Source organism: Pseudomonas taeanensis MS-3, from assembly GCF_000498575.2.
GTDB classification, from domain to species: Bacteria; Pseudomonadota; Gammaproteobacteria; order Pseudomonadales; family Pseudomonadaceae; genus Aquipseudomonas; species Aquipseudomonas taeanensis.
Genome location: NZ_AWSQ01000001.1, coordinates 895,774 through 920,422, shown reverse-complemented (window position 1 = coordinate 920,422; position 24,649 = coordinate 895,774). Strand labels below are relative to the sequence as shown.

Sequence of the window (24,649 nt, the reverse complement as noted above, 5' to 3'; positions counted from 1 at the left end):
CTGTCGGCCACACACAGCAAAAAGCCGCCCGAAGGCGGCTCTTTCACTGCGGGCTCAGCTTACAGACCCGACATCTTTTCGATCGCGGCATGCAGCTCGTCATCCGAGCAATCGCCACACGTGCCCTTCGGCGGCATGGCGTTGATGCCGGAGATGGCCTTGGCCAACAGCCCGTCGAGGCCGCCTTCTTTATCCGCGCGGGCCTTCCAGGCTGCAGTGTCGCCGATCTTCGGCGCACCCAGGATGCCGGGGGTGTGGCAAGCGCCACAGTACTTGGCAATGATGTCGTCGCCAGTGCGCGCACCGCCACCGCTGACCGCGGCAACCGCGCCGACGCCCTTGCACTCCTCGCCCATCACACAGACTTCGCCAACCGGCTTCAGGCGCTCGGCAATTGCCTCGTCGGTCGTGGCCTGAGCAGTCGCTGCCCACAAAGCCAACACGGCAGCCGGTGCTACCAGGATCTTGTTAATTAGGTTCACGGGTACACCCTCATCGTGGCTAGTCACGCCCGCGGCCACGGTTCGCGAGCGGGCGACAGTATAGCGAGAAGCCCGCCGGGCCGAAACAACCCAGAATGTCGCAGGGTTATTCGCCAGACGGCTTACTCAGGATCAAAGGCTACTTAGAAATTCGCCGGCGTGGTCGCGCTGATCAGCTTGGCGGGCGTATCGAAGGGGTTCCGAAAGCGATGCGGTTTGCTGCTCTCGAAGTAATAACTGTCGCCCGCTTCGAGCACATAGGTCTCGCTGCCCACGGTCAGTTCCAGGCGGCCCTCGACCAACATACCGGCCTCCTCGCCTTCATGGGCGAGCATGTCGCCGCCGGTATCGGCACCCGCCGGATATGTTTCCGAGAGGAAGGCGATGGCGCGGCTGGGGTGGGCCTTGCCGACCAGTTTCATGGTCACGGCGCCGTCGGAAATATCGATCAACTCGTCGGCCTTGTAGACGACTTGAGTGTGATTATCCTGCTCTGACTCCTGCGAGAAGAACTCCACCAGGGACATGGGAATGCCCGCCAGCACTTTCTTCAACGAGCTGATCGAGGGGCTGACGCTGTTTTTCTCGATCATCGATATGGTGCTGTTGGTGACCCCTGCACGTTTGGCGAGTTCACGCTGCGACAGACCTTTGAGCTTGCGAATGGATTGCAGTCGAATACCGACGTCCAATGCTGGAGTCCCCCTCGGGAAGATACGGAAAAGAGTCCGCATCATCGCAACAGTGTTCAGTATTTACAACACCTATGTTCACAAACCCTTCCCAGATGCTGACTCAACTCCCGAGATAGACGGTCTGCACCCGGCGCAGGTTGCAGAACAGCTGATACGGAATGGTCTCGGCACAGGCGGCCACATCGCTGGCCAGCACTTGCTTGCCCCATAATTCGACCCGGCTACCCAGACCCGCTTGCGGTAGATCGCTGAGATCGACGGTGAGCATGTCCATCGACACCCGGCCGATCAACCGACTCAACTGGCCGTCGATCGCCACCGGCGTACCGGTCGGGGCATGCCGCGGATAGCCGTCGGCATAGCCCATGGCGACCACGCCAACGCGGGTCGGCCGCTCGGTGACGAAACGAGCGGCGTAACCCACAGGCTCACCGGCCGGCAGTTCACGCACACAGATGATCTTCGACTCCAGGGTCATCACCGGCTGCAACTGTGCCGCCGTGGCCTGCGCCTGATCGAACGGGGTGGCGCCATAGAGCATGATCCCGGGACGCACCCAGTCGCTGGCCTGCTGTTGCGGAAACAGCTGCGGCCAACCGAGAATCGCCGGCGAGTTGCGCAGGCTGACTTCGCCGCTCAGCCCTTGTCGTACCTGCTCGAATACCGCGACCTGCTCGGCACTGCGCGGGCAGCCCAGCTCATCGGCGCGGGCGAAGTGACTCATCAAGACAATTTTCGCCACTTTGCCGCTGGCCAGCAGACGGCGATGAGCCGCCTGATAGTCGGCCGGGTGCAAACCGACACGGTGCATGCCGGAATCCAGTTTGAGCCAGACACGCAGCGGCGTGCTCAGTGCGGCCCGTTCGATGGCGTCCACTTGCCACAACGAATGCACCACGCACCAGAAGTCATGCTGCTCGATCAGCGCCAGCTCTTCGGCCTCGAAGAAACCTTCCAGCAGCAGAATCGGCGCACGGATACCAGCGTTGCGCAGCTCCAGCGCCTCCTCGATACAGGCCACGGCGAAGCCGTCCGCCTCGTCCGCCAGCGCCTGGGCACAACGCACCGCGCCGTGGCCGTAGGCATCGGCCTTGATTACCGCCAGCGCCTTGGCGCCGGACACCTCACGGGCCAAACGGTAATTGTGACGCAGGGCTTGCAGATCGATCAGAGCACGGGCTGGACGCATAATTCGGACTTCTAGCGAGTGATAAGAAAACCCGGCAGCGCCAGCTGCCAGACGGGGGTCAGGAGCGCCTCCGCGCCAGACGGATTAGCGGCAGCTCCACATCCATGCGGGTCGCTGTACAGCCACTATCGTTTCCACCAGCACCTCGGGGGTGTGCATTCTGGCCTCGACACCGAAGCGCATCGGCGCCGATCTCAGACAGCATCAGCCCAGTAGAGACCAGGGTGTTCCGGGGCTGCCGACCAATGTCGCCATGAAATTATCCGCCCACTCAGTGGGCAGGCGCTGGACTGGCTTGCTTGGCGGTTTCCCTGGAGCGGCTATAGCGGGAAATATCCAGGCCTTCGGCGCTGATCTGTGGGCGTTTGTTAGCCATCAGATCGGCGAGGAAGCGGCCGGAGCCGCAGGCCATGGTCCAGCCCAGAGTGCCGTGGCCAGTGTTCAGGAACAGATTACGGAAACCGGTGGCACCGACGATCGGCGTACCGTCCGGGGTCGCCGGGCGCAGGCCGGTCCAGAAATCCACCTGACTGAGGTCGCCACCCTGCGGATAAAGATCACCGACGATCATCTCCAGGGTCTCGCGCCGGCGCGGGTTGAGGCTCAAATCGAAACCGGCGATCTCGGCCATGCCGCCGACGCGGATGCGTTGGTCGAAACGGGTGATGGCGACCTTGTAGGTCTCGTCGAGAATGGTCGAAGTCGGCGCCATATCCGGGTTGGTGATCGGCACGGTCAGCGAGTAGCCCTTGAGCGGGTACACCGGGGCACGCACGCCCAGCGGCTTGAGCAGCTGCGGGCTGTAGCTGCCAAGGGCGAGTACGTAGCGGTCGGCGGTTTCCAGCTTGCCGTCGATCCACACGCCGTTGATCCTGTCGCCGACTGCATCCAGGCGCTCGATCTGCTGGCCGAAGCGGAACTCGACACCCATCTGCTGCGCCATTTCGGCCAGCTTGCGGGTGAACATCTGGCAGTCGCCGGTTTGATCGTTGGGCAAGCGCAGGGCGCCGGCCAGCTTGTGCTTGACCCCGGCCAGGGCCGGCTCGGCGCGGGCAATGCCGTCGCGGTCGAGCAGTTCGAACGGCACGCCGGACTGCTGCAGCACGGCGATGTCCTTGGCGGCGTTGTCCACCTGGGCCTGGGTGCGGAACAGTTGGGTGGTGCCCAGAGTGCGACCTTCATAGCTGATGCCGGTCTCTTTGCGCAGCTCGTCGAGGCAGTCGCGGCTGTACTCGGACAGACGCACCATGCGCTCCTTGTTCACCGCGTAGCGGCTGGCGGTGCAGTTGCGCAGCATCTGCGCCATCCACAGGTACTGGTCGATATCGGCGGTAGCCTTGATCGCCAGCGGCGCGTGCTTTTGCAGCAACCACTTGATGGCTTTCAGCGGGACCCCAGGGGCGGCCCAAGGCGAGGCATAGCCGGGAGAAACCTGACCGGCATTGCCGAAGCTGGTTTCCTGGGCCACGGCAGGCTGGCGGTCGACCACCACCACTTCGAAGCCCTGGCGCGCCAGGTAGTAAGCACTGACTGTACCGATTACACCGCCACCAAGCACCAGAACCCGCATCGTTCACTCCTCGCCGCGACTATGCGCTGGCGTTTGTTCTATTTGAGAGTTGATGCGCGCAGTATATTGAGCATTAGCCAGTGTCTTTCACTATATATAAAGCTATATTTGGCTATAGTTCTTGTCGAAAACCGTTTTCTTGGAGCCCCCCTATGCGTACCCAGCATCAAAGCCGGCGTGAGCTGGACAAGATCGACCGCAATATCCTGCGCATCCTCCAGGAAGACGGACGCATCTCCTTCACCGAACTGGGCGAGCGCGTCGGCCTGTCGACCACGCCCTGCACCGAGCGGGTGCGCCGCCTCGAGCGCGAAGGCATCATCATGGGCTACCACGCCCGCCTCAACCCGCAGAACCTCAAGGCCAGCCTGCTGGTGTTCGTCGAGATCAGCCTGGACTACAAGTCCGGCGACACCTTCGAGGAGTTCCGCCGCGCCGTGCTCAAGCTGCCCCATGTACTGGAATGCCACCTGGTTTCCGGCGACTTCGATTATCTGGTCAAGGCGCGGATCAACGAAATGGCCAGCTACCGCAAGCTGCTCGGCGACATCCTGCTCAAACTGCCGCATGTCCGCGAATCTAAGAGCTATATCGTCATGGAGGAGGTCAAGGAGTCGCTGAGCCTGCCGGTGCCGGAGTAGCGCCGCAGACTTAGACCAATACCTGACGAGTGCTGGCGATCAGCCGGTGCACCTGCTGCTCGGTGCGCGGCTCGGTCAGCTGCTCCGGCCCACGGCCATGGGGGCACGGCAGGCTCTTGGTGGTGCCGAACAGCCGACAAATCAGCGGGCGCTGGTCGTACACCTCGCAGCCCTGAGGACCGAGGTGCACGCAGTTCAACTCGACCAGTGCCGCCTCGTGCGCGGCATCGCTTTTTACTGGCAGACGCGCCATTTCCTCGGACGAGGCAGTCACCGGCCCGCAGCAGTCGTGGCAACCGGGCACGCAGTCGAAGCGCGGAATCTGCAGACGCAAGTGATCGATCTTGTGGTTGGTACAGCTCATCGGCGGCGTCCTGGAAAAATCCCGCGCATGTTACCCCGACCCTCGCCCCGATCACGGCAGATCGCCGGGGGAACCGACGAAAATCCAGTTTTTTTCACGCAGCCCTTGGCGACAGACAAAGACCACGCTTATGCTTCGTAAAATTTTACAAACACAATAATCAGGATTTCGCACATGAACGCCCGCGTTCGCCAGCCCGCTCACACCACCCAGCACGCCGCTTCCTATTACGCCGCCAGCGTCAATCGCCAGCTGGACTTCCCGCCCCTGAGCGGCGAGTTGCGGGCCGATGTGTGCATCGTCGGCGGCGGCTTCTCCGGGCTGAACACGGCGATCGAACTGGCCGAGAAAGGCCTCTCGGTGATTCTTGTGGAAGCGCACAAGATCGCCTGGGGCGCCAGCGGGCGTAACGGCGGTCAACTGATTCGCGGGGTCGGTCATGGGGTCGAGCAGTTCGAGTCGGTGATAGGCGCCGATGGAGTGCGCGAACTCAAACTGATGGGCCTGGAGGCCGTGGACATCGTCCGTCGCCGGGTCGAACATTTTCAGATCGACTGCGACCTGACCTGGGGCTACTGCGACTTGGCCAATAAACCCAGTCACCTCGCCGGCTTCGCCGAGGACATGGCCGAGCTCAAGGCCCTCGGCTACCGTCACGAACTGCGTCTGCTGCAAGCCGAACAGATGCATCAGGTAGTCGGCTCCGACCGCTACGTCGGCGGCTTGATCGACATGGGTTCGGGCCACCTGCACCCGCTCAACCTGGCCCTCGGCGAAGCCGCTGCCGCTCAGGCACTGGGTGTGCAGCTGTTCGAGAATTCGGCGGTCACCCGCATCGACTATGGCCGTGAGGTCAAGGTGCATACTGCTCAGGGTGTGGTCCGCGCCAGCCATCTGGTGCTCGCTTGCAACGCCTACCTCAATCAGCTCAACCCGGCCCTCGGCGGCAAGGTGCTGCCCGCTGGCAGCTATGTGATCGCCACCGAGCCGCTCAGCCAAGCGCAGGCGCGCAGCCTGATTCCGCAAAACATGGCGCTCTGCGACCAGCGCGTGGCCCTCGACTACTACCGCCTGTCCGCCGACCGCCGCCTGCTGTTCGGCGGTGCCTGCCACTACTCGGGTCGCGACCCGGCGGATATCGCCGGCTATATGCGGCCGAAAATGCTGGCTGTGTTCCCCCATCTGAACGACGTGAAGATCGACTACCAGTGGGGCGGGATGATCGGCATCGGCGCCAACCGCCTGCCGCAGATCGGTCGACTCAAGGATCAGGCCAACGTCTATTACGCCCAGGCCTACTCCGGGCATGGGGTTAACGCCACCCACCTGGCCGGCAAACTGCTCGGCGAGGCCATTGCCGGCCAGGCCAGCCGAGGCTTCGATCTATTCGCCCGGGTGCCGCACATGACCTTCCCCGGCGGCAAGCACTTGCGCTCACCGCTGCTGGCGCTGGGCATGCTCTGGCATCGCCTGAAAGAGCTGCTCTGAGGCCTGCCGATGACCGGCGAGGAACCGACTCTGAATCTGCCGCGCAAGCTGATTCAGAGCGTCCAGAAAGGTCGCCTGGCCTCACGCAGGGCCTGCTCCCGGCTCAGGCCAACATCGGCCAGCTGCTCGGCAGTCAGTGACAGCAAGGCTCGACGGGTGCTCAGCCTCCGCCAGAACAGCGCCCAGCGCGATTGGCCGGACTCACGCCCCTCGGCCGTGCTGCTCGCCACCACCCGTAACCGCACCTCATCCAACAGATCCTGCTGACGCAAGGCCAGCTCTACCTCATTGAACCCGCTCATCTCCGTCTCCTGGCTAGACGCGCTATGGGAGATGATGATGGCCAATTCGCAAAAAGCATGACAGATTCAGAAAATAGTTATTTACTCCATACAGATAGTCGCCTGCTGCGACTGAATCGAAGTTTTCCCCAGCATCTGTATGGGTCCTCTCCTCAATCACGAGGCATCTGTCATGACACTGTATGTCGATCTGGCCGAACAGCTTGGTGCTCGGATCGAGCAAGGTCTGTACCGCCCGGGCGATCGCTTGCCCTCGGTGCGCGCCTTGAGCCTCGAACATGGCGTGAGCCTGAGCACGGTGCAGCAGGCCTATCGGCACCTGGAAGATCAGGGCATGGCCACGCCACGGCCGAAGTCCGGCTATTTCGTACCGCCCAACCGACAGAAATTGGCCTTGCCGAAGATCAACCGCAGCGTGCAACGGCCGGTGGATGTCTCGCAGTGGGATAACGTGTTGGAACTGATCAGCATCCCGCCCGGCAGTGACGTGCTGCAACTCGGGCGCGGCATGCCGGATATCAGCAGCCCGACCCTGAAACCGCTGCTGCGCTCGCTGTCGCGCCTGGGCCGCCGACAGTCGGTGGCAGAGCTGAGCTACGGCTGCATCCATGGCGACCCGGGTTTGCGCGAACAGGTGTCACGCCTGCTGCTGGACTCCGGTTGTCAGATTCCTTATCAGGACATCGTCATCACCACCGGCTGCCACGAAGCCTTGTCGGCGGCGATCTGCGCCACCTGCCAGCCGGGCGATATCGTCGCAGTCGACTCGCCGAGCTTTCACGGGGTGATGCAGGCTCTCAAGGGCTTCGGCATGAAAGCCCTGGAATTGCCTACCGATCCGCTGACCGGGATCAGCCTGGAGGCGCTGGAGCTGGCCCTGGAGCAATGGCCGATCAAGGCCATCCAGCTCACCCCGACGTGCAACAACCCACTGGGTTACATCATGCCGGAGGCCAACAAGCGTGCCTTGCTGACCCTGGCTCAGCGCTACGACGTGGCCATCATCGAGGACGACGTCTACGGCGAGCTGGCCTACAGCTACCCACGACCGCGCACCATCAAATCCTATGATGACGATGGTCGCGTGCTGCTCTGCAGCTCCTTCTCCAAGACCCTGGCTCCAGGCCTGCGCGTCGGCTGGATTGCCCCGGGGCGTTATCTGCAAAAAGTGCTGCACCTCAAGTACATCGGCACCGGCATGACCGCGCAGCTGCCGCAACTGGCCCTGGCGGAATTCATCGAAAGCGGCCATTACGAGCCGCACCTGCGCCGCATGCGCAGCCAGTACACGCGCAGCCGTGACCTGATGACCGACTGGGTCCGCCGCTACTTTCCCGTCGGCACGCGGATCAGCCAACCGCACGGTGGCTTCATGCTGTGGCTCGAACTGGACAGCGCATTCGACAGCCAACGGCTGAACCGCGCCTTGCTGCCGCACAAGATCCAGATCGCCCCCGGCAGCATCTTTTCCGCCGCCGGCAAGTACCGCAACTGCCTGCGCCTGAACTACGCGGCCAAGCCTGACGCGCACCTCGAGGAGGCGGTACGGATTGTCGGCGCGACCGTGGCGCAGTTGCTCGACAGCGACCACTGAGAACAACCAACGCGCGCCACCCTGTCGGCTCACGCACCTCGCTGAGCAGCAGCTCTCAGTTGCTCGACACACCCACCTGGGCCTTGCCCTCCAGTCCGGTATCGACAAACGCCAGCCAGACAAAGCCCGCCGCGCCCGCCGCCATCAACAGCGGCAGGGCATGGCCGCTGATCCACTGGCTCGCCGCGCCGGTTGCCAGTGGGCCGATCAAACAGCCAATCCCCCACAGCTGCGCGACGTGCGCATTGGCGCGCACCAGTTGGTCATCTCGAAAGCGCTCGCCAATCAGGATCAGCGACAAGGTGAATAAGCCGCCGGCACTGGCGCCGAACAGCACCCACACCGGCCAGATCAGCGGCGTGTGCAGGAGCAGCGGAATACTCAGGCTCGACAGCAGCAACACCAGGCCGCAGCCGCGAAACAGTGTGCGCCGCGACATCAGGTCGGCCAGCCAGCCAATCGGCAACTGCAGTGCCGCATCGCCGACCACCACCACGCTGACCATGAACAGCGCCACTTCCTGGGTAAACCCCTGGCGCAGGCCGTAGATCGGCAACAGGGTCAGCATCATCGCCTCGAAAGCGGCGAACAGCACCACCGCCCAGGCGATCGCCGGCATGCTGCGGCAGAACGCCGCCAGGCCGCGGGCGGAAGCACTGCGCTCATCGACCCTGGGCGCCCCGCTACGCCCCAGCAGCAGCAACGAACCGCCTATCAGCAGGCCGGTGCCGGTCCAGAAGGCGCGGTCGCCGTCCGTGCCCAGGGCATTGAGCAGCAACGGCCCGGACAGCTGACTCAGCGCGTAGCCGGTGCCGTACAGCGCCACCAGACGACCGCGCCACTTCTCCACCGACAACTGATTGATCCAGCTCTCGCCCAGGATGAACACCACCGTCAAGGCCACGCCGATCAACAGGCGCAGCAGCAGCCAGACCGCGTAGTCCTGCACCAGCGCCAGCAGCGCCACGGACAGCGCGCCAACCAGCAGACACAACTGCATCAGCACGGTGGTGCCCAAGCGTCCAGCCAGCCGGCCAGCCAGCGAGGCGCCGAGCAATACGCCGACTGCCGGCGTCGCCGCCATCACCCCGATGGCGAAAGAGCCATAACCCCAACTCTCCAGACGCAATGACACCAGCGGCATGGTCACACCCAACGCCAAGCCGATGCTGATGACCGCCGAACAGACGGCGAAATAGGTGCCCCAACGCATTGCCAGACTCCTTTTTGTCGTGGCCGCAAGACGAAACAAAACGGCCGGGTTTCCTAAGGAAACCCGGCCGCAGGTTTGGCTCGATGAGCCGGCCCCAATCACGGGGCGGACCTAAGTTGACGCTGTGGGCCGCTGCCCACCCTGCCTGTCGCTTACAGTTTGATCCAGGTGGATTTCAGCTCGGTGTACTTGTCGAAGGCATGCAGCGACTTGTCCCGGCCGTTACCCGACTGCTTGAAGCCGCCGAACGGCGCGGTCATGTCGCCGCCATCGTACTGGTTGACCCATACACTGCCAGCGCGCAGAGCCTTGGCGGTCAGGTGCGCCTTGGACAGGTCGCTGGTCCATACCGCCGCAGCCAGGCCATAGATGGTGTCGTTGGCAATCGCCACCGCTTCATCGGCGGAGTCGAAACCGATCACCGACAGTACCGGGCCGAAGATTTCTTCCTTGGCGATGCGCATGGCGTTGTTCACTCCGTCGAAGATGGTCGGCTCGACGTAAGTGCCACCGGTCTCCTCAAATACCCGCTTGCCGCCAGCCACCAACTTGGCGCCCTCGTCATGGCCGGCCTGGATGTAGCTCAGCACGTTATTCATCTGCGTAGTATCGACCAGCGCACCGACATTGGTCGCCGGATCCAGCGGATTGCCCGGCTTCCAGCTTTTGATGGCCTCGACCACCAGGGGCACGAACTTGTCCTTGATCGAATTTTCCACCAGCAGGCGCGAACCAGCGGTGCACACCTCGCCCTGGTTGAAGGCGATGGCGCCGGCCGCAGACTCGGCAGCGGCCTGCAGGTCCGGCGCGTCGGCGAAGACGATGTTCGGGCTCTTGCCACCCGCTTCCAGCCAGACGCGCTTCATGTTCGACTCGCCAGCGTAAACCATCAGCTGCTTGGCGATCTTGGTCGAACCGGTGAACACCAGGGTGTCGACGTCCATGTGCAGGGCCAGGGCCTTGCCGACGGTGTGGCCGAAGCCCGGCAGGACGTTGAATACACCGGCCGGAATGCCTGCCTCGATGGCCAGCTGGGCCAAACGGATAGCAGTCAGCGGCGACTTCTCGGACGGCTTGAGGATCACCGAGTTACCGGTGGACAGCGCCGGGCCGAGCTTCCAGCAGCTCATCAGCAGCGGGAAGTTCCACGGCACGATGGCCGCGACCACGCCGATCGGCTCACGGGTCACCAGGCCCAATTGATCGTGCGGGGTGGCAGCCACCTCGTCATAAATCTTGTCGATCGCCTCACCGCTCCAGCGGATGGCGCCTGCCGCGCTGGACAAATCGATGTTCAGCGAATCGCTGATCGGCTTACCCATGTCCAGGGTTTCCAGTAGCGCCAGTTCTTCAGCGTGGGCATCGATCAACTCGGCGAAGCGGATCATCACTTTCTTGCGCGCCGCTGGCGCCAGGCGCGACCAGACACCCGAGGCGAAAGTGGCGCGAGCGTCTTTTACCGCCAGCTCGGCATCGGCCAGATCGCAGCTGGCCACCTGCCCCAGCAGGCGACCATCGACAGGGCTGAGGCACTCGAAGGTCGCGCCGGACACCGCCGCGCAGTATTCGCCATGGATAAAGGCACGGCCTTCGATTTTCAGGGTCTTGGCGCGTTGTTCCCAATCGGCACGAGTCAGGCTAGTCATTCGAGCATCCTCTATCAGTCAAAAAGTGCCGCGAACTAGGCGCGGACACTGTCAATAATTCTGCAAGGCCCTGGCGAACCCCGCTCTGCGGGCAACACTAAACCAGAGGGCGCTACATTTTCAATATTTTTGACAAAGAGCGATAAAAGCCCCTTGAAATGTTCATTTTATTAAACATAGACTGCGCGAAATCTCGATGAAACCTCTTTTTACGTGCCCGGACAGCCAGAATGACCCTCGAAAGCAGCGCGCAACCGAACAGAAAAACAAACACCCTCGACGATTTCTGGATGCCGTTCACCGCCAATCGCCAGTTCAAGGCTAAACCACGCCTGCTGGAAAGCGCCGAAGGCATGTATTACACCGCCGACGATGGCCGCAAAATATTGGACGGCACCGCCGGACTTTGGTGCTGCAACGCCGGTCACGGCCGTCGGGAAATCACCGAAGCGGTGAGCCAGCAGATTGCCAAGCTGGACTTCGCCCCGACCTTCCAGATGGGCCACCCGTTACCGTTCGAGCTAGCCACTCGGCTGGCCGAGATCGCCCCGCCAGGCCTGAACAAACTGTTCTTCACCAACTCCGGCTCGGAATCGGCTGATACTGCGCTGAAAATCGCCCTGGCTTACCAGCGCGCCATTGGCCAAGGCACCCGCACCCGCCTGATCGGTCGTGAGCTGGGCTATCACGGCGTCGGCTTCGGCGGCATCTCCGTGGGCGGCATGGTCAACAACCGCAAGGCCTTCCCACTGCAACTGCCTGGCGTCGACCACCTGCCACACACCCTGGACATTCAGCGCAACGCCTTCAACAAGGGCCTGCCGGAGTTCGGCATCGAGAAAGCCGACGAACTGGAACGCCTGGTCAGTCTACACGGCGCCGAAAACATCGCCGCGGTGATGGTTGAGCCGATGGCCGGTTCTGCCGGGGTGGTACTGCCGCCGGTAGGCTACCTGCAACGCCTGCGCGAGATCACCCGCAAGCACGGCATCCTGCTGATCTTCGACGAAGTCATTACTGGCTTCGGCCGCGTTGGCAAGGCCTTCGCCGCCCAGCGCTGGGGCGTCACGCCGGACATCATGACCTGCGCCAAGGGCCTGACCAACGGCGCCATCCCGATGGGCGCCGTGTTCGTCGACGAGAACATCCACCAGGCCTTTATGCAGGGCCCGGACGGCATCGAACTGTTTCACGGCTACACCTACTCTGGACACCCGGTGGCCTGCGCCGCCGCCTTGGCAACGCTGAACATCTATACCCGCGACAAACTGTTCGAGCGGGCCATCGAACTGGAAGGCTACTGGCAAGACGCCCTGCACAGCTTGCAGGACTTGCCCAATGTCATCGATATTCGCGCCATCGGTCTGGTCGGCGCCGTGCAACTGGCGCCGAACCAGCAGGGTGTCGGCAAGCGCGGCTATCAGGTATTCGAGCAGTGCTTCCAGAACGACCTGATGGTACGGGTAACCGGTGACACCATCGCCATGTCGCCGCCACTGATCGTGGAAAAGCCGCAGATCGACACCCTGGTGGAGAAGCTCGCCGACTCGATCCGCCAAGCCCAATAACCGACAGCCACGGAAGCCCAAGATGAACATCGAGCAGATCCTCGACTTCGCCCAGACCAACACCACCCCCGAACACTATCGCCCCGCGCCGGAGAAAGTGCTCAAGGGTAACCCCGAGCAAAGCGTGCGCAACCACTACGGCAGCCCTTGCGGCCAGTTCAACGCCGGCATCTGGGAGGGCGCGATCGGCCAATGGACGGTGAACTACAGCGAACATGAGTACTGCGAGATCCTCCAGGGCGTCTCCGTGTTGCGCGACCAGGATGGCAACGCCAAGACCGTGCGCGCTGGCGATCGCTTCGTCATCCCCGCCGGCTTCTCCGGCACCTGGGAGGTACTGGAAGCCTGCCGCAAGGTCTACGTGATCTTCGAGCAAGCCGCCAACTGATTACCCGCGACTTCATGCGTCACCCTTTAGCCCGCTCTCGCGGGCTTTTTTATGCCGGCGCCCGGATCAGCCAGGCAGCAAGCACCGTCGCAGCCCGCCGTGTGCATGCCATGCACAGCACGAGTGATGGCGCCGTATTCGGCGTGCTTAACTAACTGCCCAGCGACTCAGGGGTAAACCAGAATGGTGACTCTAAAATCTGCGAGGAGAGACCCATGGAATTTTTGCGCACGCCAGATGCCTGTTTTGCCAACCTTCCAGATTACGATTTTGCTCCGCACTACCTGATGGTGGATGACACCGAGGGCGGCCAGCTGCGGGTGCACTACCTGGATGAGGGGCCGGCCGAAGCAGCCCCTGTGCTGCTGATGCACGGCGAACCGTCCTGGAGCTATCTCTATCGCAAGATGGTGCCGACCCTGGTAGCGGCCGGGCACCGGGTGATCGCCCCCGACCTGGTCGGTTTCGGCCGTTCCGACAAACCCAGCCGGCGTGACGACTACACCTATCAACGCCACGTCGACTGGATGCAGTCGCTGCTAGAGCAACTCAAGCTCGACGACATCACCCTGGTCTGCCAGGACTGGGGCGGTTTGATCGGCCTGCGCCTAGTGGCGGAAAACCCCTCCCGGTTCGCCAGGGTAGTCGCCGCCAACACCATGCTGCCGACGGGCGATCACGATCCAGGCACGGCCTTCAAGAGCTGGCAGAAATTCTCTCAGGAGGTGCCCGAGTTTCCCGCCGGCGGCATTATCAAGGGCGCGACCACCACGCAACTGTCCCAGGCGGTCATAGACGCCTACAACGCACCTTTCCCCGAAGAGAAATACAAGGAAGGCGCCCGTCAGTTCCCGTTACTGGTGCCCATTACCCCGGACGACCCCGCAGCAGAAAAAAACCGTGCGGCCTGGAGCGTGCTCGGGCAGTGGCAGAAGCCATTTCTCACAGCCTTCAGTGATTCGGACCCGATCACCGCCGGCGGCGACAAACTCATGCAGAAGTTGATTCCGGGCACCCGCGGCCAGGCCCACACGACTATCGTCAATGGCGGCCACTTCCTGCAGGAGGACCAGGGCGAGAAACTCGCCGAAGTCGTGGTGCAGTTCATTAGCGACACGCTCTAACCGCCCCGAGAGGCCGGCTCAACAAATTCCAGACAAGAAAAAGCCCGCCATCAAGGCGGGCTTTTTCGGCAAGGAGCCAGATCAATTACTTGATCTTGCCTTCCTTGTAGATCACGTGCTTACGCACAACCGGATCGAATTTTTTAATTTCGATTTTGTCCGGAGTGGTGCGCTTGTTCTTGTCGGTAGTGTAGAAATGACCAGTACCGGCACTCGAGATCAAACGGATCAGTTCGCGCATGACTTACTCCTTAAACCTTTTCGCCGCGCGCACGCAGCTCGGACAGCACTACGTCAATGCCACGCTTGTCAATGCAACGCATGCCTTTGGCAGATACGCGCAGACGTACGAAGCGATTCTCAGACTCAACCCAGAAGCGGTGATGCTGCAGGTTCGGCAGGAAACGACGACGGGTTTTGTTGTGTGCGTGGGAAACATTGTTCCCGGTTACCGGACCCTTACCGGTAACTTGACAGACTCTCGACATGCCTCAGCCCTCTAAAACCACATGCCCAACCCGGCATGGGTTGGCCGCTTAAACTTTAATTTCATTGGCGCTCTGCGCCGCGTTTCTCGAGGGTCTTACCGGCCACACCTGAAAGCGCAAGAACCGGGCCCCTAGAAAAGAGCGCTGCTTTATACCAGAAAGCCTACCTTGCAACAAGGACGAGTGTACTTTCGCCCAACGCCAGCACTCGGCCATTACCGCGCAGAGACCATCACCATGGCAGCGTAGCGACTAACGACCGCTCGTCGCCAAAGCTCATTGTTCTGCCGCAGCCTTATGGTCTAGGGTAAGTCTTTTGCGGACGCGTGCCGCGCTGCTCAGGAGCTTGCCATGCGCCTTATTGCCTTCTCACTGCTCTGTGCCCCGTTGCTCAGCCCCTTGTTCGTGCAGGCGGCCACCCTCAGTGTCTGCACCGAAGCCAGCCCGGATGGCTTCGATGTGGTGCAGTACAACTCCCTGACCACCACCAACGCCTCCGCTGACGTATTGATGAACCGTCTGGTGGAGTTCGACGCGACCAGCGGTAAGTTGCTACCCAGCCTGGCGCAGAGCTGGATGGTGAGCGAAGACGGCCTGAGTTACAGCTTTCAGTTGCGTCAGGATGCCAACTTCCATAGCACCGACTATTTCACCCCCACTCGCGCACTGACCGCCGACGATGTGTTGTTCAGTTTTCAACGCATGCTCGACCCCGCACACCCTTGGCATAAGGTCGCGCCAAGCGGCTATCCGCACGCCCAATCGATGCAACTGCCGAGCCTGATCAAGCGCATCGACAAACTCGACGCCCAGCGCGTGCGCTTCACCCTCAATCGCCCCGACGCGACCTTCCTGGCCACCCTGAGCATGGGTTTCGCCTCGATCTACTCCGCCGAATACGCCGAGCAACTGCTCAAGGCCGGCACACCAGACAAGCTCAACCGTCAGCCAATCGGCACCGGTCCATTCGTGTTCAAGCGCTTCCAGAAAGACGCCATGGTGCGCTATAGCGCCAACTCTGAGTATTTTGACGGCAAACCGGCTGTCGATGATCTGGTCTTCGCTATCACCCCAGACGCCAATGTGCGCCTGCAGAAGCTGCGCCGAGGCGAATGCCACATCGCCCTGTCGCCAAAACCCCAAGATGTGCACAGCGCGGCGCAAGATCCAGCGCTCAACAGCGTAAAAACCGACGCATTCATGACCGCCTTCGTCGGCCTCAACAGCCAGCACCCGCCACTGGATAAGCCTGCCGTGCGCCAGGCAATCAACCTGGCCTTCGACAAGAGCAACTACCTGAAAGCGGTGTTCGAGGACAGCGCCGAGCCCGCCAATGGTCCCTACCCACCGAACACCTGGGGTTACGCCAAAGACCTGCCGGGCTACGCCTACGAACCCGCCAAAGCGCGCAGCCTGTTGGCCGAGGCAGGCTTGGCTGATGGCTTTAGCACGACGATCTGGACGCGCCCTTCGGGCAGCCTGCTGAACCCCAACCCGAGTCTCGGTGCCCAGTTGCTGCAAGCGGACCTGGCCGAGGTCGGCATTCAGGCGGAGATCCGCGTGATCGAATGGGGCGAACTGATCCGTCGCGCCAAAGCCGGCGAGCATGACCTGCTGTTCATGGGCTGGGCTGGCGACAACGGCGACCCGGACAACTTCCTCACCCCGCAATTCTCCTGCGCCTCGCTCGAGTCAGGGCTGAACTTCGCCCGCTACTGCGACCTCCAGCTGGACAAACTGATCGCCGCGGGCAAGACCACCAGCGATCAGCAGCAGCGCAGCCAGCTGTATCAGCAGGCGCAGCGGATCATCCAGGAGCAGGCGCTGTGGTTGCCGCTGGCCCATCCCACCGCCTATGCGCTGACACGCAAAGAGGTCTCGGGCTACCGAGTCAGTCCGTTCGGCCGCCAGGATTTCGCCAAGGTGCGCATCACCCCATGACGCGGTTGCTGCGGGAGCCGTCCAGTCCGCTCCCGCAGCAGCAACCAGCCCTGCCCGTTACAACCAGCCATACTCGGCCATCGACAGCGGCTCACCATCGCCGACGATAAAGTGATCGAGCACCCGCACATCGACCAGCTCCAAGGCCTCCTTCAAGCGCTTCGTCAGCACTCGATCAGCCTGACTCGGCTCAGCCACGCCCGAGGGGTGGTTATGGGTCTTATGGTCTATGTTCTAAGAGCGTTACAACGTTGCTCAGAAAACATCATATGCCGGGGTCTGCATGAGCCACTACCTGCTTCGCACGTCAGTCCAGATTCCACTGCGCGCGCACTACCAAACGCTGATTGACTCCCGCACGGGACTGCAACCAGTCCTGATCAGCCTTTGGGCTGAACATCTGTCTGCGGGAACCAAGCCAAATACTGCTATAGCCTATTTGAGAGATTTAACTTACTTCTTAGAGTGGGCTGAAGAGATGAATATCTCGTTGAAATCCCGCTTCAGGAAGCTCATAGGCCTCCATTCTCACGAGATAGTATCTCTAACGCAAAAGTTCAAAACAAGATCCGACGGAGAACCTGTAAAAGCAGGCACTTACAATAGAAAAATCATAAGCACGCTAGATTTTATAAATTTTCATATGCAACGCTATCTCGACTTAAACTGCAGAAACAACATCGACTACATCGCCAACAACAAAAGAATTGAAAAAATCACAAAGCAATTTTCTAGACTGATGAAAAACGAGGTAGAAGTAAGCCTTGACCAAATTCCACACCCTACGATCCCAGAGCCAGAACTTAATAAACTATTAGAAATAGTACACCCCGACAGCAGCTCTAACCCCTACAAATACGATCCACTGAAATTAAGAAACTACTGTATTATTATAACCTCTATAGAATGCCTTTTGCGCAGATCAGAATTAGTACTTCTTGAACTTGACGACTTCGAAGACTCAGAAAAACCCACAATAAGAATAAAAAAGCCACATGAAAAAAACCTTAAATCAAACAAAGACCATGCCTCACTTAAAACTAATGGAAGGGTGCTTCCTATTTCCAGAGAGCTGGCCCACTGGCTCCAGATTTACATTGAGGATTCACGACCAAAACTTCTAAAAAAAGCCAAGCCTAACCGCTCTTTATTTATCAGTTCAAAAACCGGAAAACGTCTATCAGCAAACTCTGCCAACAATATTCTTAAGCCACTTGAATTAAAATATCTACAGATTTTCAGAAAAAAAGAACCTCTTAACTTCCACATGTTAAGAGTTACGGGCTCTAACCTCTTAAAAAGCAGTGCAGAGAACAATCTAGGCGATATGCCTGGACTTTCCAAATATTTGGAAATTAACGAAATTATTACTTATTCCGGAGGATGGAGCTCGACTAGCAAAATGCCAAGGCATTACACGAGAGACTCAATAGCTGCCAAGGCTAGACACACAAAACGATTAAATAATCATGAATGATAAGTGGCTCCCGCTCATCTCGCCCGAGCTTTTTGATGATTATAAATTAGAGCCGCAACTTGTTCCCCAGACTATCACCTCAAAATACGGAACGACAATCGAGCTTCATAACGGGGAGAAATGGAGTGACAAATTATCTATATACGACCCCGGCCATGGTAATAGGTATTTAAATTGGGGGAATCACTTCAATGAACACCCAATGATTGAACTTAGCGTTCGCTCTTTCATCCTTGATGAAGTGAAAGTTAAAACAAATATGCACGGGCTAGGCTTGTTCATAACTTTAATTTCAAAATTAGATATTAGCTTAAAGCTCAGTGAACGTGCGGCTTCAAAGACTCTGACACTTTGGCTGGAATTAGAGGCTCGTAAGTCAGCTGAAGAAAACGAGGCACTTCACTCATGCATCCTAAACTTTACTAATTTCTGCGTAGAGGAAGAACTCTGGGGATTTAGCGAACACACGCTCTGGCGAATAACATCGACGATCTATCCAAAAAGAAATAACCGCTCGAAAATATTCCACTCAACAATGCTAGATCCTTTTTACGGCCCTTATAACCAACAAGAAATCCTAACTATAACCCAAGCAATATTTGAAGATGAAGTATCGCTCGAAGACAGAGTATTAATATTGCTCTGTCGCGATCTTGCCCTGCGACCTATTCAGCTAGCTCTTCTACGGGAAGAGGATTTTATTTCCGATATTAGAGGCAACTATCTAAAAGCCCCTAGAGTTAAAGGCTTCAAAAGAAGTGGTCTCAGAAGAGCAAAAAACAATTATACGGAAAGGTCACTTTCTGATGAGCTTGCTAGGGAAATTAAAGCGCTTATAGAAAACAACAAAACAACGTTCGAAAGATTAGATGAAAAGCTGTTGGAAGCATGCGATACAGATGGCAGAGAATTCATTCCACCAGCGAGGCCGATTTTTCCAAAACAAGATCTTACGCAACTATCTCATTTGTTATACAAAAGAAGTGATTTGCACAATTATACTTACCATAGAATCAACTCAAGCATTTCCTCATCAATACAAAACTTAACTAACATACTTAATATCCCTGTCCTGTCGCGCACTGGAGAGTCTGGGCTACTCAGAATCGGGGCTTATCGATTTAGAAGGACAAAAGCGACAAGCATGGTGTTACAAGGTTACAGTCCAGAGGACGTAGCATATGCTCTGGATCACACGAGCATTAGTTCTGTAAAACACTATTTCAAATTCAGCAGGGATTTAATTGACTTTGTCAATTTAGCCACCGGATCAAGCACAGAAATTCGTATGATGGTTTCTGCATGGCATGGCCGTTTTGCCGAGGAAAAAAGTCCTGATCAAAACGATATAAGATTAACAGAAATCGACTCACTCGGACTTTGCGAAAAACAGTCCCCCTGCGAGGCCCACCCTACTGTCACATGCTACGCATGCCCTAAATTTCGTCCGTATAAAAATGCCAACCACCACAAAGCACTGTCTAATATCATAAAAATCAGTGACTCAATATCCGAAAACTCGTCAGGCCCCTTAAAGGATCAGCTACGTCTGGCAATTAGCATGGCCCGCGGATGCATTGCGGCACAAGGTGAGGCGAATGAGCAAACCTGAATTTATTACTTCACATTCAAACATCGCATTTCAAAAAGAATTACAGAATCGGAAAATGCAATTTGAAATTCTTTTCTCAAAAGGCATAGTTATTTGTGCGTGGGATGCCCCCAAATGGACTTACAAAGGAGCAAGCGTAAATTTCAACTGCCTAGTTAAATCCAAGAACGATCAGCACCGTCTTTATCATTCAAATGGCAACCCTATTTCTGGCGACGTTGGAGATCTTCTCCGCTGCTATGTTACTGAAATGATATCCAGCAAGGCTAGTATAGAGTTACTAACTGGAAGGATATTATCATTTAAGATACTTTATCGAGTTCTGGGAAACAGCATATCTCGCTGGAGTCACGTTACGCATTCTGATTTACTAGTAGCATTAACTGAAGTCACAGAAACTTATCGAAAGACAACGTCACGCTACCATCGCGCTAACGACCTAAAAGCAACCCACAAATACCTCAGAACAATAAAGACGTTCTGTGACAATGACTTATTATATTTCGTGGATAACCGCTCAAGTTGGAGTCATGGCCTGAAAAACCCCGAGCGTGAGAGAGAGGAAGAAAGGCTAAAGGACATAAACCATCAAGGAGGTAAATATCCAACCGGACTAGAGGAAGCAATTGGTGCACTTAAAGCCAAACTGACACTTGAAAAAACCACTGACGGCGAAGAGAGCTCGGACTCTATCCTTATAAACGTTCACACTTTCAGCTTTTCTTTAGGACTGAGGTCTGGCGAATTAGCAAGACTACCAATATTTGCATACGACTTTGATGAGCGCTCAAACACTGGAATAATACGCAATTTTGTAGAAAAAGGTGCCGATCCACTTGCAATGCCGATCCCTGAAATATGGCACACACCTGTAAAAGAAGCGTATTACTATCTACTTGAAAAATGTGAACCCGCACGACAGCGCGCCCTTGAGATTGAAAACAACGGTTTCGACTTTGTATCAAAACTCATTGAGTCAAAAAATACGCTCTCACCAAAAACTCTCAATACTCTCCATGATGCAGGAATTGATTCAACCAATCTATGCTACCTAGATCTAATTTGCGAAAATTTCGACGTATCCAGAAAATCTTTTATCAGTAAATCGAGATACGGCAGGCACTCGGTATTGCCTCCGTCAACGCGAGCAATCAAGCTTTATAAACTTCTACAGAGAATCTCAAAACTATTGCGCTCCAACGCCGACATACATTCTATCTTTAATGAGCTAGATTTAAACCTAAAGAAAAAAACAGGCATAAAGCATCTAGGTCGTATAGCGGGGCTCCCGAAAGGTAGCTGTATGAGTTGTTCCTCAGTTGCTGAAATACTACGGTATACATGTGAAAATCTATGGCAACTACATGAAGCAGAAGTCTCTTTAGGCGAAATTTGTATTGCAACTAGAGAGCTCTTTTGCTCATGGGCCACCGAGAAGTGTTTGGTTTTAAAAGCTAAAAAAGCCAATAACGCAGGCATGCTTGTAAACTATGATAGCTGGATAAATCAACTATCCACGGAGTATGCATCATATTTATCGCGACACTACAAAGAAAACTGTGACGCTGAAAACATAACCACAGGTAGTTTCTCACATAAAATTTCCTCACGATCTTTTGAAACAATCCTACCTCTAAGCAAACATCTCATAGTGTTTTTTGATGACCAATTAAACAGCACAACAAAATCAAATGGCATATTGCCAAGACCTCTGTTTCTTTCAGACATATATAATTGGCTTTCCACTAAGGGCGGAAAAACAAGCGTTTTCCAAAGACATAATATTCGTGACAATAAATTACAAATTTACAATCTCACCCATCACCAAATAAGACATTGGCTGACCACAGCCATGTTACGTAGTGGTCAAAGTGAAATGTTAACCAACTTGTGGATGGGGCGAAGCACTCAACAAATTCGAAACTATGATCATCGGACACCGAAAGAGCGGGCTGAATATATAAGAAGCAAGACAATGTACTCGAGCCCTTCCCCGCCACCAGATTGGCTCGGTAGAAGAGTGACAGCAATGCGCGATAAAGATTTTACTGAAGCAGAAATAAATGACTATATTGATAGCAAGACAGCCATTCTGCACTTTAGCCCATGGGGATATTGCTCTAGGGACCTAACTATCATGCCATGCACTAAAGGGCTTATGTGTTTGAAGGGCTTTGGAGGTGACTCAGGGTGTTCCAATTTTCATATAGACCCAACTGATCTCGCCGCAAGAGAAAACATCCAAAACACCCTCAGCAACTATCAATCAACGCTATATTCTTTAGAGCCAAGATATGAATCTCTAAAGAGTTCATTTTTTGAAGAACTAGATGACAACCAAACACTTGACCAACATTTACTTCATGTTATCAAAGTAATTAGCGGGTGCCGGGCAGCTCTTCGCGCCTATAACGAGACACCAATTTCTAGTCAAACTGAAACAATTAAGGTTTTTGAGGCTATTAAACATGTGCAAAAATGACCAATGGCATGAAATTGCCACTGATTACCTTAATACTATTATTTCGACACCGAGTAAGTTTGATTTACCCACATGGCGTAGGCTGGAAGAACTTACTAAAAAAAGCAAGGTTACACTCTGGCGGGATAAATTAATATACGATCTTTATCAGCAAGCTCGAATATCTAAGCGTGAGTCGATATTAAATTCATGCGCAGGCAAGTCTAAATATAGACGCTCACTTGAAGATCGTATTACATATTTAGAACTCGAGTTGCGCAAGGCAAACCAGATAATTGATGCTCATATCGTTATGAACCGAGATGTGTTTATCGCATTGCAGCGACTTAATATTGATCCCTTGCTGGTCATGACTGACATAGCCGATATCGAACTACAAGATTAAATGACTGCATCAGCGCAAATTAATTTACAAATAAAACTCAATCTCCAGTTCGGACTACCCCCGCTCCGATAGACATCCCGGCCTTACGTTTGCGAGATCACGGGCCACGGATTCCGCTCATTGAAATACTCTCTCCCAATTGCGGCTGGCAGGTATGATACATGCAAGTGACGCCCCTCCAAAAACGCGGTTACTCACGGCCTCAAGACTGGCTTCTGCGTAGCGCGTAATTTCGACTCCATCTTGGTCTAATAGCATTCCCCAGCTCCTTTTAGAATTGCATGCCCTGCCGCTACATCGTGGGCGGAGACGGGAACTACTGACACCGCTGCAACTGCGTCCCCCGCTGCAACCCTTGCAAGGCGATAAGCAATGCTCGGCATAGGATGAAAAACAGCAGGTGCGCAGAGTTCAGCGTTGATTTCTTGTTTACGAATGGCGGCGGTGCTCACCATGACCTTGCCGCGAGCGTCTAGCTCAACACCGCGAAGGTTGGTTTGAAGGAGTTCTGCGTTATGGCGAATGCCCCTAAGTCCCTCAGTCCAGGCGATACAGTCAGGAGGGCCCTCAACCGTCACAGGTGCATAAACGACGCCAAGGATGGGGACTTCATTTCTAAGCAGAGCAACAGATATTGCAGAGCCCTTGAGTCCATTCAAGAAGTCGGTTGTTCCATCATTAGGGTCCACCACCCAGCAGTATTTGGCACGACTCAGGCTAGCCTCGGTCTCTTCGCCCCAAAAGTCGCATTGATTAATTTCTAGTAGCGCGACACGTAGCCGCTCTTCGATCTCGATGTCGACCGCTGCCTTGTCGCCTGCCCCCCATGGACCCAATGGGCGCTCGCATTCGGCGATAAGCAACTTTCCAGCGTCGAGCACCTCTTCGATAACACGATCAAGCGTTTCCATGTAGTTCATACGATTCGCAGTGGTGTATTAGCAGTTGCCTGGGAAGCAATGAGCTAAGAGCTCTCCTTGTCCTCTGTTGATTAGACGTGCCTTAATTCCGAAAGCTCTAGGGCCATCGTAATCGGCACGTTTGCTGTCTCCGATAAACAGTGCATCGCGAGGCCGGCATTTCAAAACTCGGCAGGTGGTTGCGTAGATTTCAGGGTCTGGCTTGGCCGCGCCAATTTCACAGCTGAAAATGAAATGGTTGACCATAGGCAAGAGGCCCCGCACGGCGGAGCAATATTCGAAAGCGAGGTTGCTGCACACAGCGATCTGAAATCCCAGGCCGCGCCACTCGAGCAGCGTCCGCTGCACGTCGGAGTAAAGAAGAAAGCTGTCTATTTCAGTCTTAATCTGGCGCTCTAGATATGGGGCTAAAAACCCCACATTAAGCTCATTTGCTAAAACACTAATGGGTTCATTGCGGGTAAGGAACGGAAGCCGCATCTCTACGCCTGCCGCATCAGCAAGGCTAGTGTAAGGATTTGTGCGGCGCGGCCTCTTTTCAATCAAGGTGCCGAAGGCGTCGAGAATCAAAGTTTTCATGACTAAGGTGCCGGACAAGACAGTCCCGCCGCGTATATAACCTCGCACACTGCACCGTTCCGTGCAGAGGGATTTCCTGTCACATATTGAGCAAGGTTATCTACGACGTAGGCATATGCTACCGAGGTATCTTGAACATGGCGTTCTGCACGCAATAGCTTTTGCATCTGCCAGGCACTGGTGCCATTCACGTGATCTGGGGTCACTAACATCACGTCCGCGACCCGACAAATTTGGTTCTGACACGCCAACACGTTTTGTAATGATTGAGCATCCGACACGAGCAACATCCTGCTCAGCTCGATGTCTCCTCCGCACTCAACCAGCCGCACATAAAACCAAGGCTGGTGAATTGTGTGCTCTACGGATTTCCACATTCGATGTTCGCTACCGAATAGGGATCCAAGGTCAACCTCTGCCTGCTTGTGAGTTAAAAACATAAAATACCTCGAAACATACTCTAACGAGTATAGCCCTTTACACGCTCGAACGGCTTCATGA

At 56.4% G+C, this 24,649-nt stretch carries 23 protein-coding genes and 1 pseudogene; 11 read left to right on the top strand and 13 right to left on the bottom strand.

All coding sequences use genetic code 11. From position 1 onward, the window contains the following. Positions 1-59: 59 nt before the first annotated feature. From TMS3_RS03960 to dadA, 4 genes are all read right to left on the bottom strand, one after another. Positions 60-482, bottom strand: coding sequence for a c-type cytochrome (locus tag TMS3_RS03960; protein ID WP_025163953.1), 423 nt, complete (start codon positions 480-482; stop codon positions 60-62). Positions 483-625: 143 nt separating this feature from the next. Further along, positions 626-1,174 carry a cupin domain-containing protein gene (locus tag TMS3_RS03955; RefSeq protein ID WP_025163952.1) on the bottom strand — a complete coding sequence of 183 codons (549 nt, stop codon included), beginning with the start codon at positions 1,172-1,174 and terminating at the stop codon, positions 626-628. A 103-nt stretch (positions 1,175-1,277) separates the two neighbouring features. Further along, entirely contained in the window at positions 1,278-2,366 is a 1,089-nt protein-coding gene (alr, locus tag TMS3_RS03950) for an alanine racemase (RefSeq protein WP_025163951.1), read from the bottom strand. Between the two features lie 271 nt (positions 2,367-2,637). After that, on the bottom strand, positions 2,638-3,936 hold the full coding sequence (dadA, locus tag TMS3_RS03945) for a D-amino acid dehydrogenase (protein WP_025163950.1): 1,299 nt from the start codon (positions 3,934-3,936) through the stop codon (positions 2,638-2,640). Between the two features lie 152 nt (positions 3,937-4,088). Here dadA and dadR point away from each other — a divergent pair, with 152 nt between their 5' ends. Continuing rightward, complete coding sequence (gene dadR / locus TMS3_RS03940) at positions 4,089-4,577, top strand: transcriptional regulator DadR (protein ID WP_025163949.1); 489 nt, start codon at positions 4,089-4,091, stop codon at positions 4,575-4,577. Between the two features lie 10 nt (positions 4,578-4,587). Here the strand turns inward: dadR and TMS3_RS03935 are convergent, their stop codons facing one another. Further along, on the bottom strand, positions 4,588-4,941 hold the full coding sequence (locus tag TMS3_RS03935) for a YkgJ family cysteine cluster protein (RefSeq protein ID WP_025163948.1): 354 nt from the start codon (positions 4,939-4,941) through the stop codon (positions 4,588-4,590). 174 nt (positions 4,942-5,115) lie between these two features. On the opposite strand from TMS3_RS03935, the gene TMS3_RS03930 reads away from it, so the two are divergent. Continuing rightward, on the top strand, positions 5,116-6,429 hold the full coding sequence (locus TMS3_RS03930) for an NAD(P)/FAD-dependent oxidoreductase (protein ID WP_025163947.1): 1,314 nt from the start codon (positions 5,116-5,118) through the stop codon (positions 6,427-6,429). A 53-nt stretch (positions 6,430-6,482) separates the two neighbouring features. Here TMS3_RS03930 and TMS3_RS03925 read toward each other — a convergent pair whose 3' ends face one another. Then, positions 6,483-6,731, bottom strand: a complete 249-nt coding sequence (locus TMS3_RS03925; protein ID WP_025163946.1) for a DUF1127 domain-containing protein — start codon at positions 6,729-6,731, stop codon at positions 6,483-6,485. Between the two features lie 172 nt (positions 6,732-6,903). On the opposite strand from TMS3_RS03925, the gene TMS3_RS03920 reads away from it, so the two are divergent. Beyond that, positions 6,904-8,325, top strand: coding sequence for an aminotransferase-like domain-containing protein (locus TMS3_RS03920; RefSeq protein ID WP_025163945.1), 1,422 nt, complete (start codon positions 6,904-6,906; stop codon positions 8,323-8,325). A 55-nt stretch (positions 8,326-8,380) separates the two neighbouring features. Here TMS3_RS03920 and TMS3_RS03915 read toward each other — a convergent pair whose 3' ends face one another. Together TMS3_RS03915 and TMS3_RS03910 are read right to left on the bottom strand one after the other, a co-directional pair. Further along, a complete protein-coding gene (locus TMS3_RS03915; protein WP_025163944.1) occupies positions 8,381-9,538 on the bottom strand; it encodes an MFS transporter in 1,158 nt (385 codons plus the stop codon). A 152-nt stretch (positions 9,539-9,690) separates the two neighbouring features. Then, positions 9,691-11,184, bottom strand: a complete 1,494-nt coding sequence (locus TMS3_RS03910; RefSeq protein ID WP_025163943.1) for an aldehyde dehydrogenase — start codon at positions 11,182-11,184, stop codon at positions 9,691-9,693. A 230-nt stretch (positions 11,185-11,414) separates the two neighbouring features. Between TMS3_RS03910 and TMS3_RS03905 the strand changes: the two genes are divergently transcribed. From TMS3_RS03905 to TMS3_RS03895, 3 genes are all read left to right on the top strand, one after another. After that, positions 11,415-12,752: an aspartate aminotransferase family protein gene (locus TMS3_RS03905; protein WP_025163942.1), complete on the top strand. Its 1,338-nt coding sequence runs from the start codon at positions 11,415-11,417 to the stop codon at positions 12,750-12,752. Positions 12,753-12,774: 22 nt separating this feature from the next. Beyond that, the gene (locus tag TMS3_RS03900; RefSeq protein WP_025163941.1) at positions 12,775-13,140 is read left to right on the top strand and encodes a cupin domain-containing protein; all 366 of its coding nucleotides are present in this window, start codon (positions 12,775-12,777) and stop codon (positions 13,138-13,140) included. A gap of 215 nt (positions 13,141-13,355) precedes the next feature. Beyond that, positions 13,356-14,264, top strand: coding sequence for a haloalkane dehalogenase (locus tag TMS3_RS03895; protein ID WP_025163940.1), 909 nt, complete (start codon positions 13,356-13,358; stop codon positions 14,262-14,264). Between the two features lie 85 nt (positions 14,265-14,349). Here the strand turns inward: TMS3_RS03895 and rpmG are convergent, their stop codons facing one another. Beyond that, positions 14,350-14,505 carry a 50S ribosomal protein L33 gene (rpmG, locus tag TMS3_RS03890; protein WP_007894709.1) on the bottom strand — a complete coding sequence of 52 codons (156 nt, stop codon included), beginning with the start codon at positions 14,503-14,505 and terminating at the stop codon, positions 14,350-14,352. Positions 14,506-14,515: 10 nt separating this feature from the next. Continuing rightward, a complete protein-coding gene (gene rpmB / locus TMS3_RS03885) occupies positions 14,516-14,752 on the bottom strand; it encodes a 50S ribosomal protein L28 (protein ID WP_010489195.1) in 237 nt (78 codons plus the stop codon). Positions 14,753-15,103: 351 nt separating this feature from the next. Here rpmB and TMS3_RS03880 point away from each other — a divergent pair, with 351 nt between their 5' ends. Beyond that, positions 15,104-16,693: an ABC transporter substrate-binding protein gene (locus tag TMS3_RS03880; protein WP_025163939.1), complete on the top strand. Its 1,590-nt coding sequence runs from the start codon at positions 15,104-15,106 to the stop codon at positions 16,691-16,693. Between the two features lie 57 nt (positions 16,694-16,750). On the opposite strand, the pseudogene TMS3_RS24480 reads toward TMS3_RS03880, so the two are convergent. Continuing rightward, a pseudogene (locus TMS3_RS24480) lies at positions 16,751-16,912 on the bottom strand (JAB domain-containing protein); the annotation flags it as partial. Positions 16,913-16,976: 64 nt separating this feature from the next. On the opposite strand from TMS3_RS24480, the gene TMS3_RS24475 reads away from it, so the two are divergent. From TMS3_RS24475 to TMS3_RS03875, 4 genes are read left to right on the top strand one after another with little or no spacing between them, the layout of a single operon-like run. Continuing rightward, on the top strand, positions 16,977-18,170 hold the full coding sequence (locus TMS3_RS24475) for a tyrosine-type recombinase/integrase (RefSeq protein WP_083491694.1): 1,194 nt from the start codon (positions 16,977-16,979) through the stop codon (positions 18,168-18,170). Further along, positions 18,163-19,782, top strand: a complete 1,620-nt coding sequence (locus TMS3_RS24470) for a site-specific integrase (protein WP_083491693.1) — start codon at positions 18,163-18,165, stop codon at positions 19,780-19,782. The genes TMS3_RS24475 and TMS3_RS24470 overlap by 8 nt, the downstream gene beginning before the upstream one ends. Next, entirely contained in the window at positions 19,769-22,264 is a 2,496-nt protein-coding gene (locus TMS3_RS24945) for a hypothetical protein (protein WP_152985470.1), read from the top strand. The genes TMS3_RS24470 and TMS3_RS24945 overlap by 14 nt, the downstream gene beginning before the upstream one ends. Beyond that, a complete protein-coding gene (locus tag TMS3_RS03875) occupies positions 22,251-22,649 on the top strand; it encodes a hypothetical protein (protein WP_025163938.1) in 399 nt (132 codons plus the stop codon). The genes TMS3_RS24945 and TMS3_RS03875 overlap by 14 nt, the downstream gene beginning before the upstream one ends. A 248-nt stretch (positions 22,650-22,897) precedes the next feature. Here TMS3_RS03875 and TMS3_RS03870 read toward each other — a convergent pair whose 3' ends face one another. Then, positions 22,898-23,569 (bottom strand): inositol monophosphatase family protein, encoded by a 672-nt coding sequence (locus tag TMS3_RS03870; protein WP_321163844.1) that lies wholly within the window; start codon positions 23,567-23,569, stop codon positions 22,898-22,900. A gap of 18 nt (positions 23,570-23,587) precedes the next feature. Continuing rightward, entirely contained in the window at positions 23,588-24,148 is a 561-nt protein-coding gene (locus TMS3_RS03865; RefSeq protein ID WP_025163937.1) for an HAD family hydrolase, read from the bottom strand. Between the last annotated feature and the right edge of the window lie 501 nt (positions 24,149-24,649).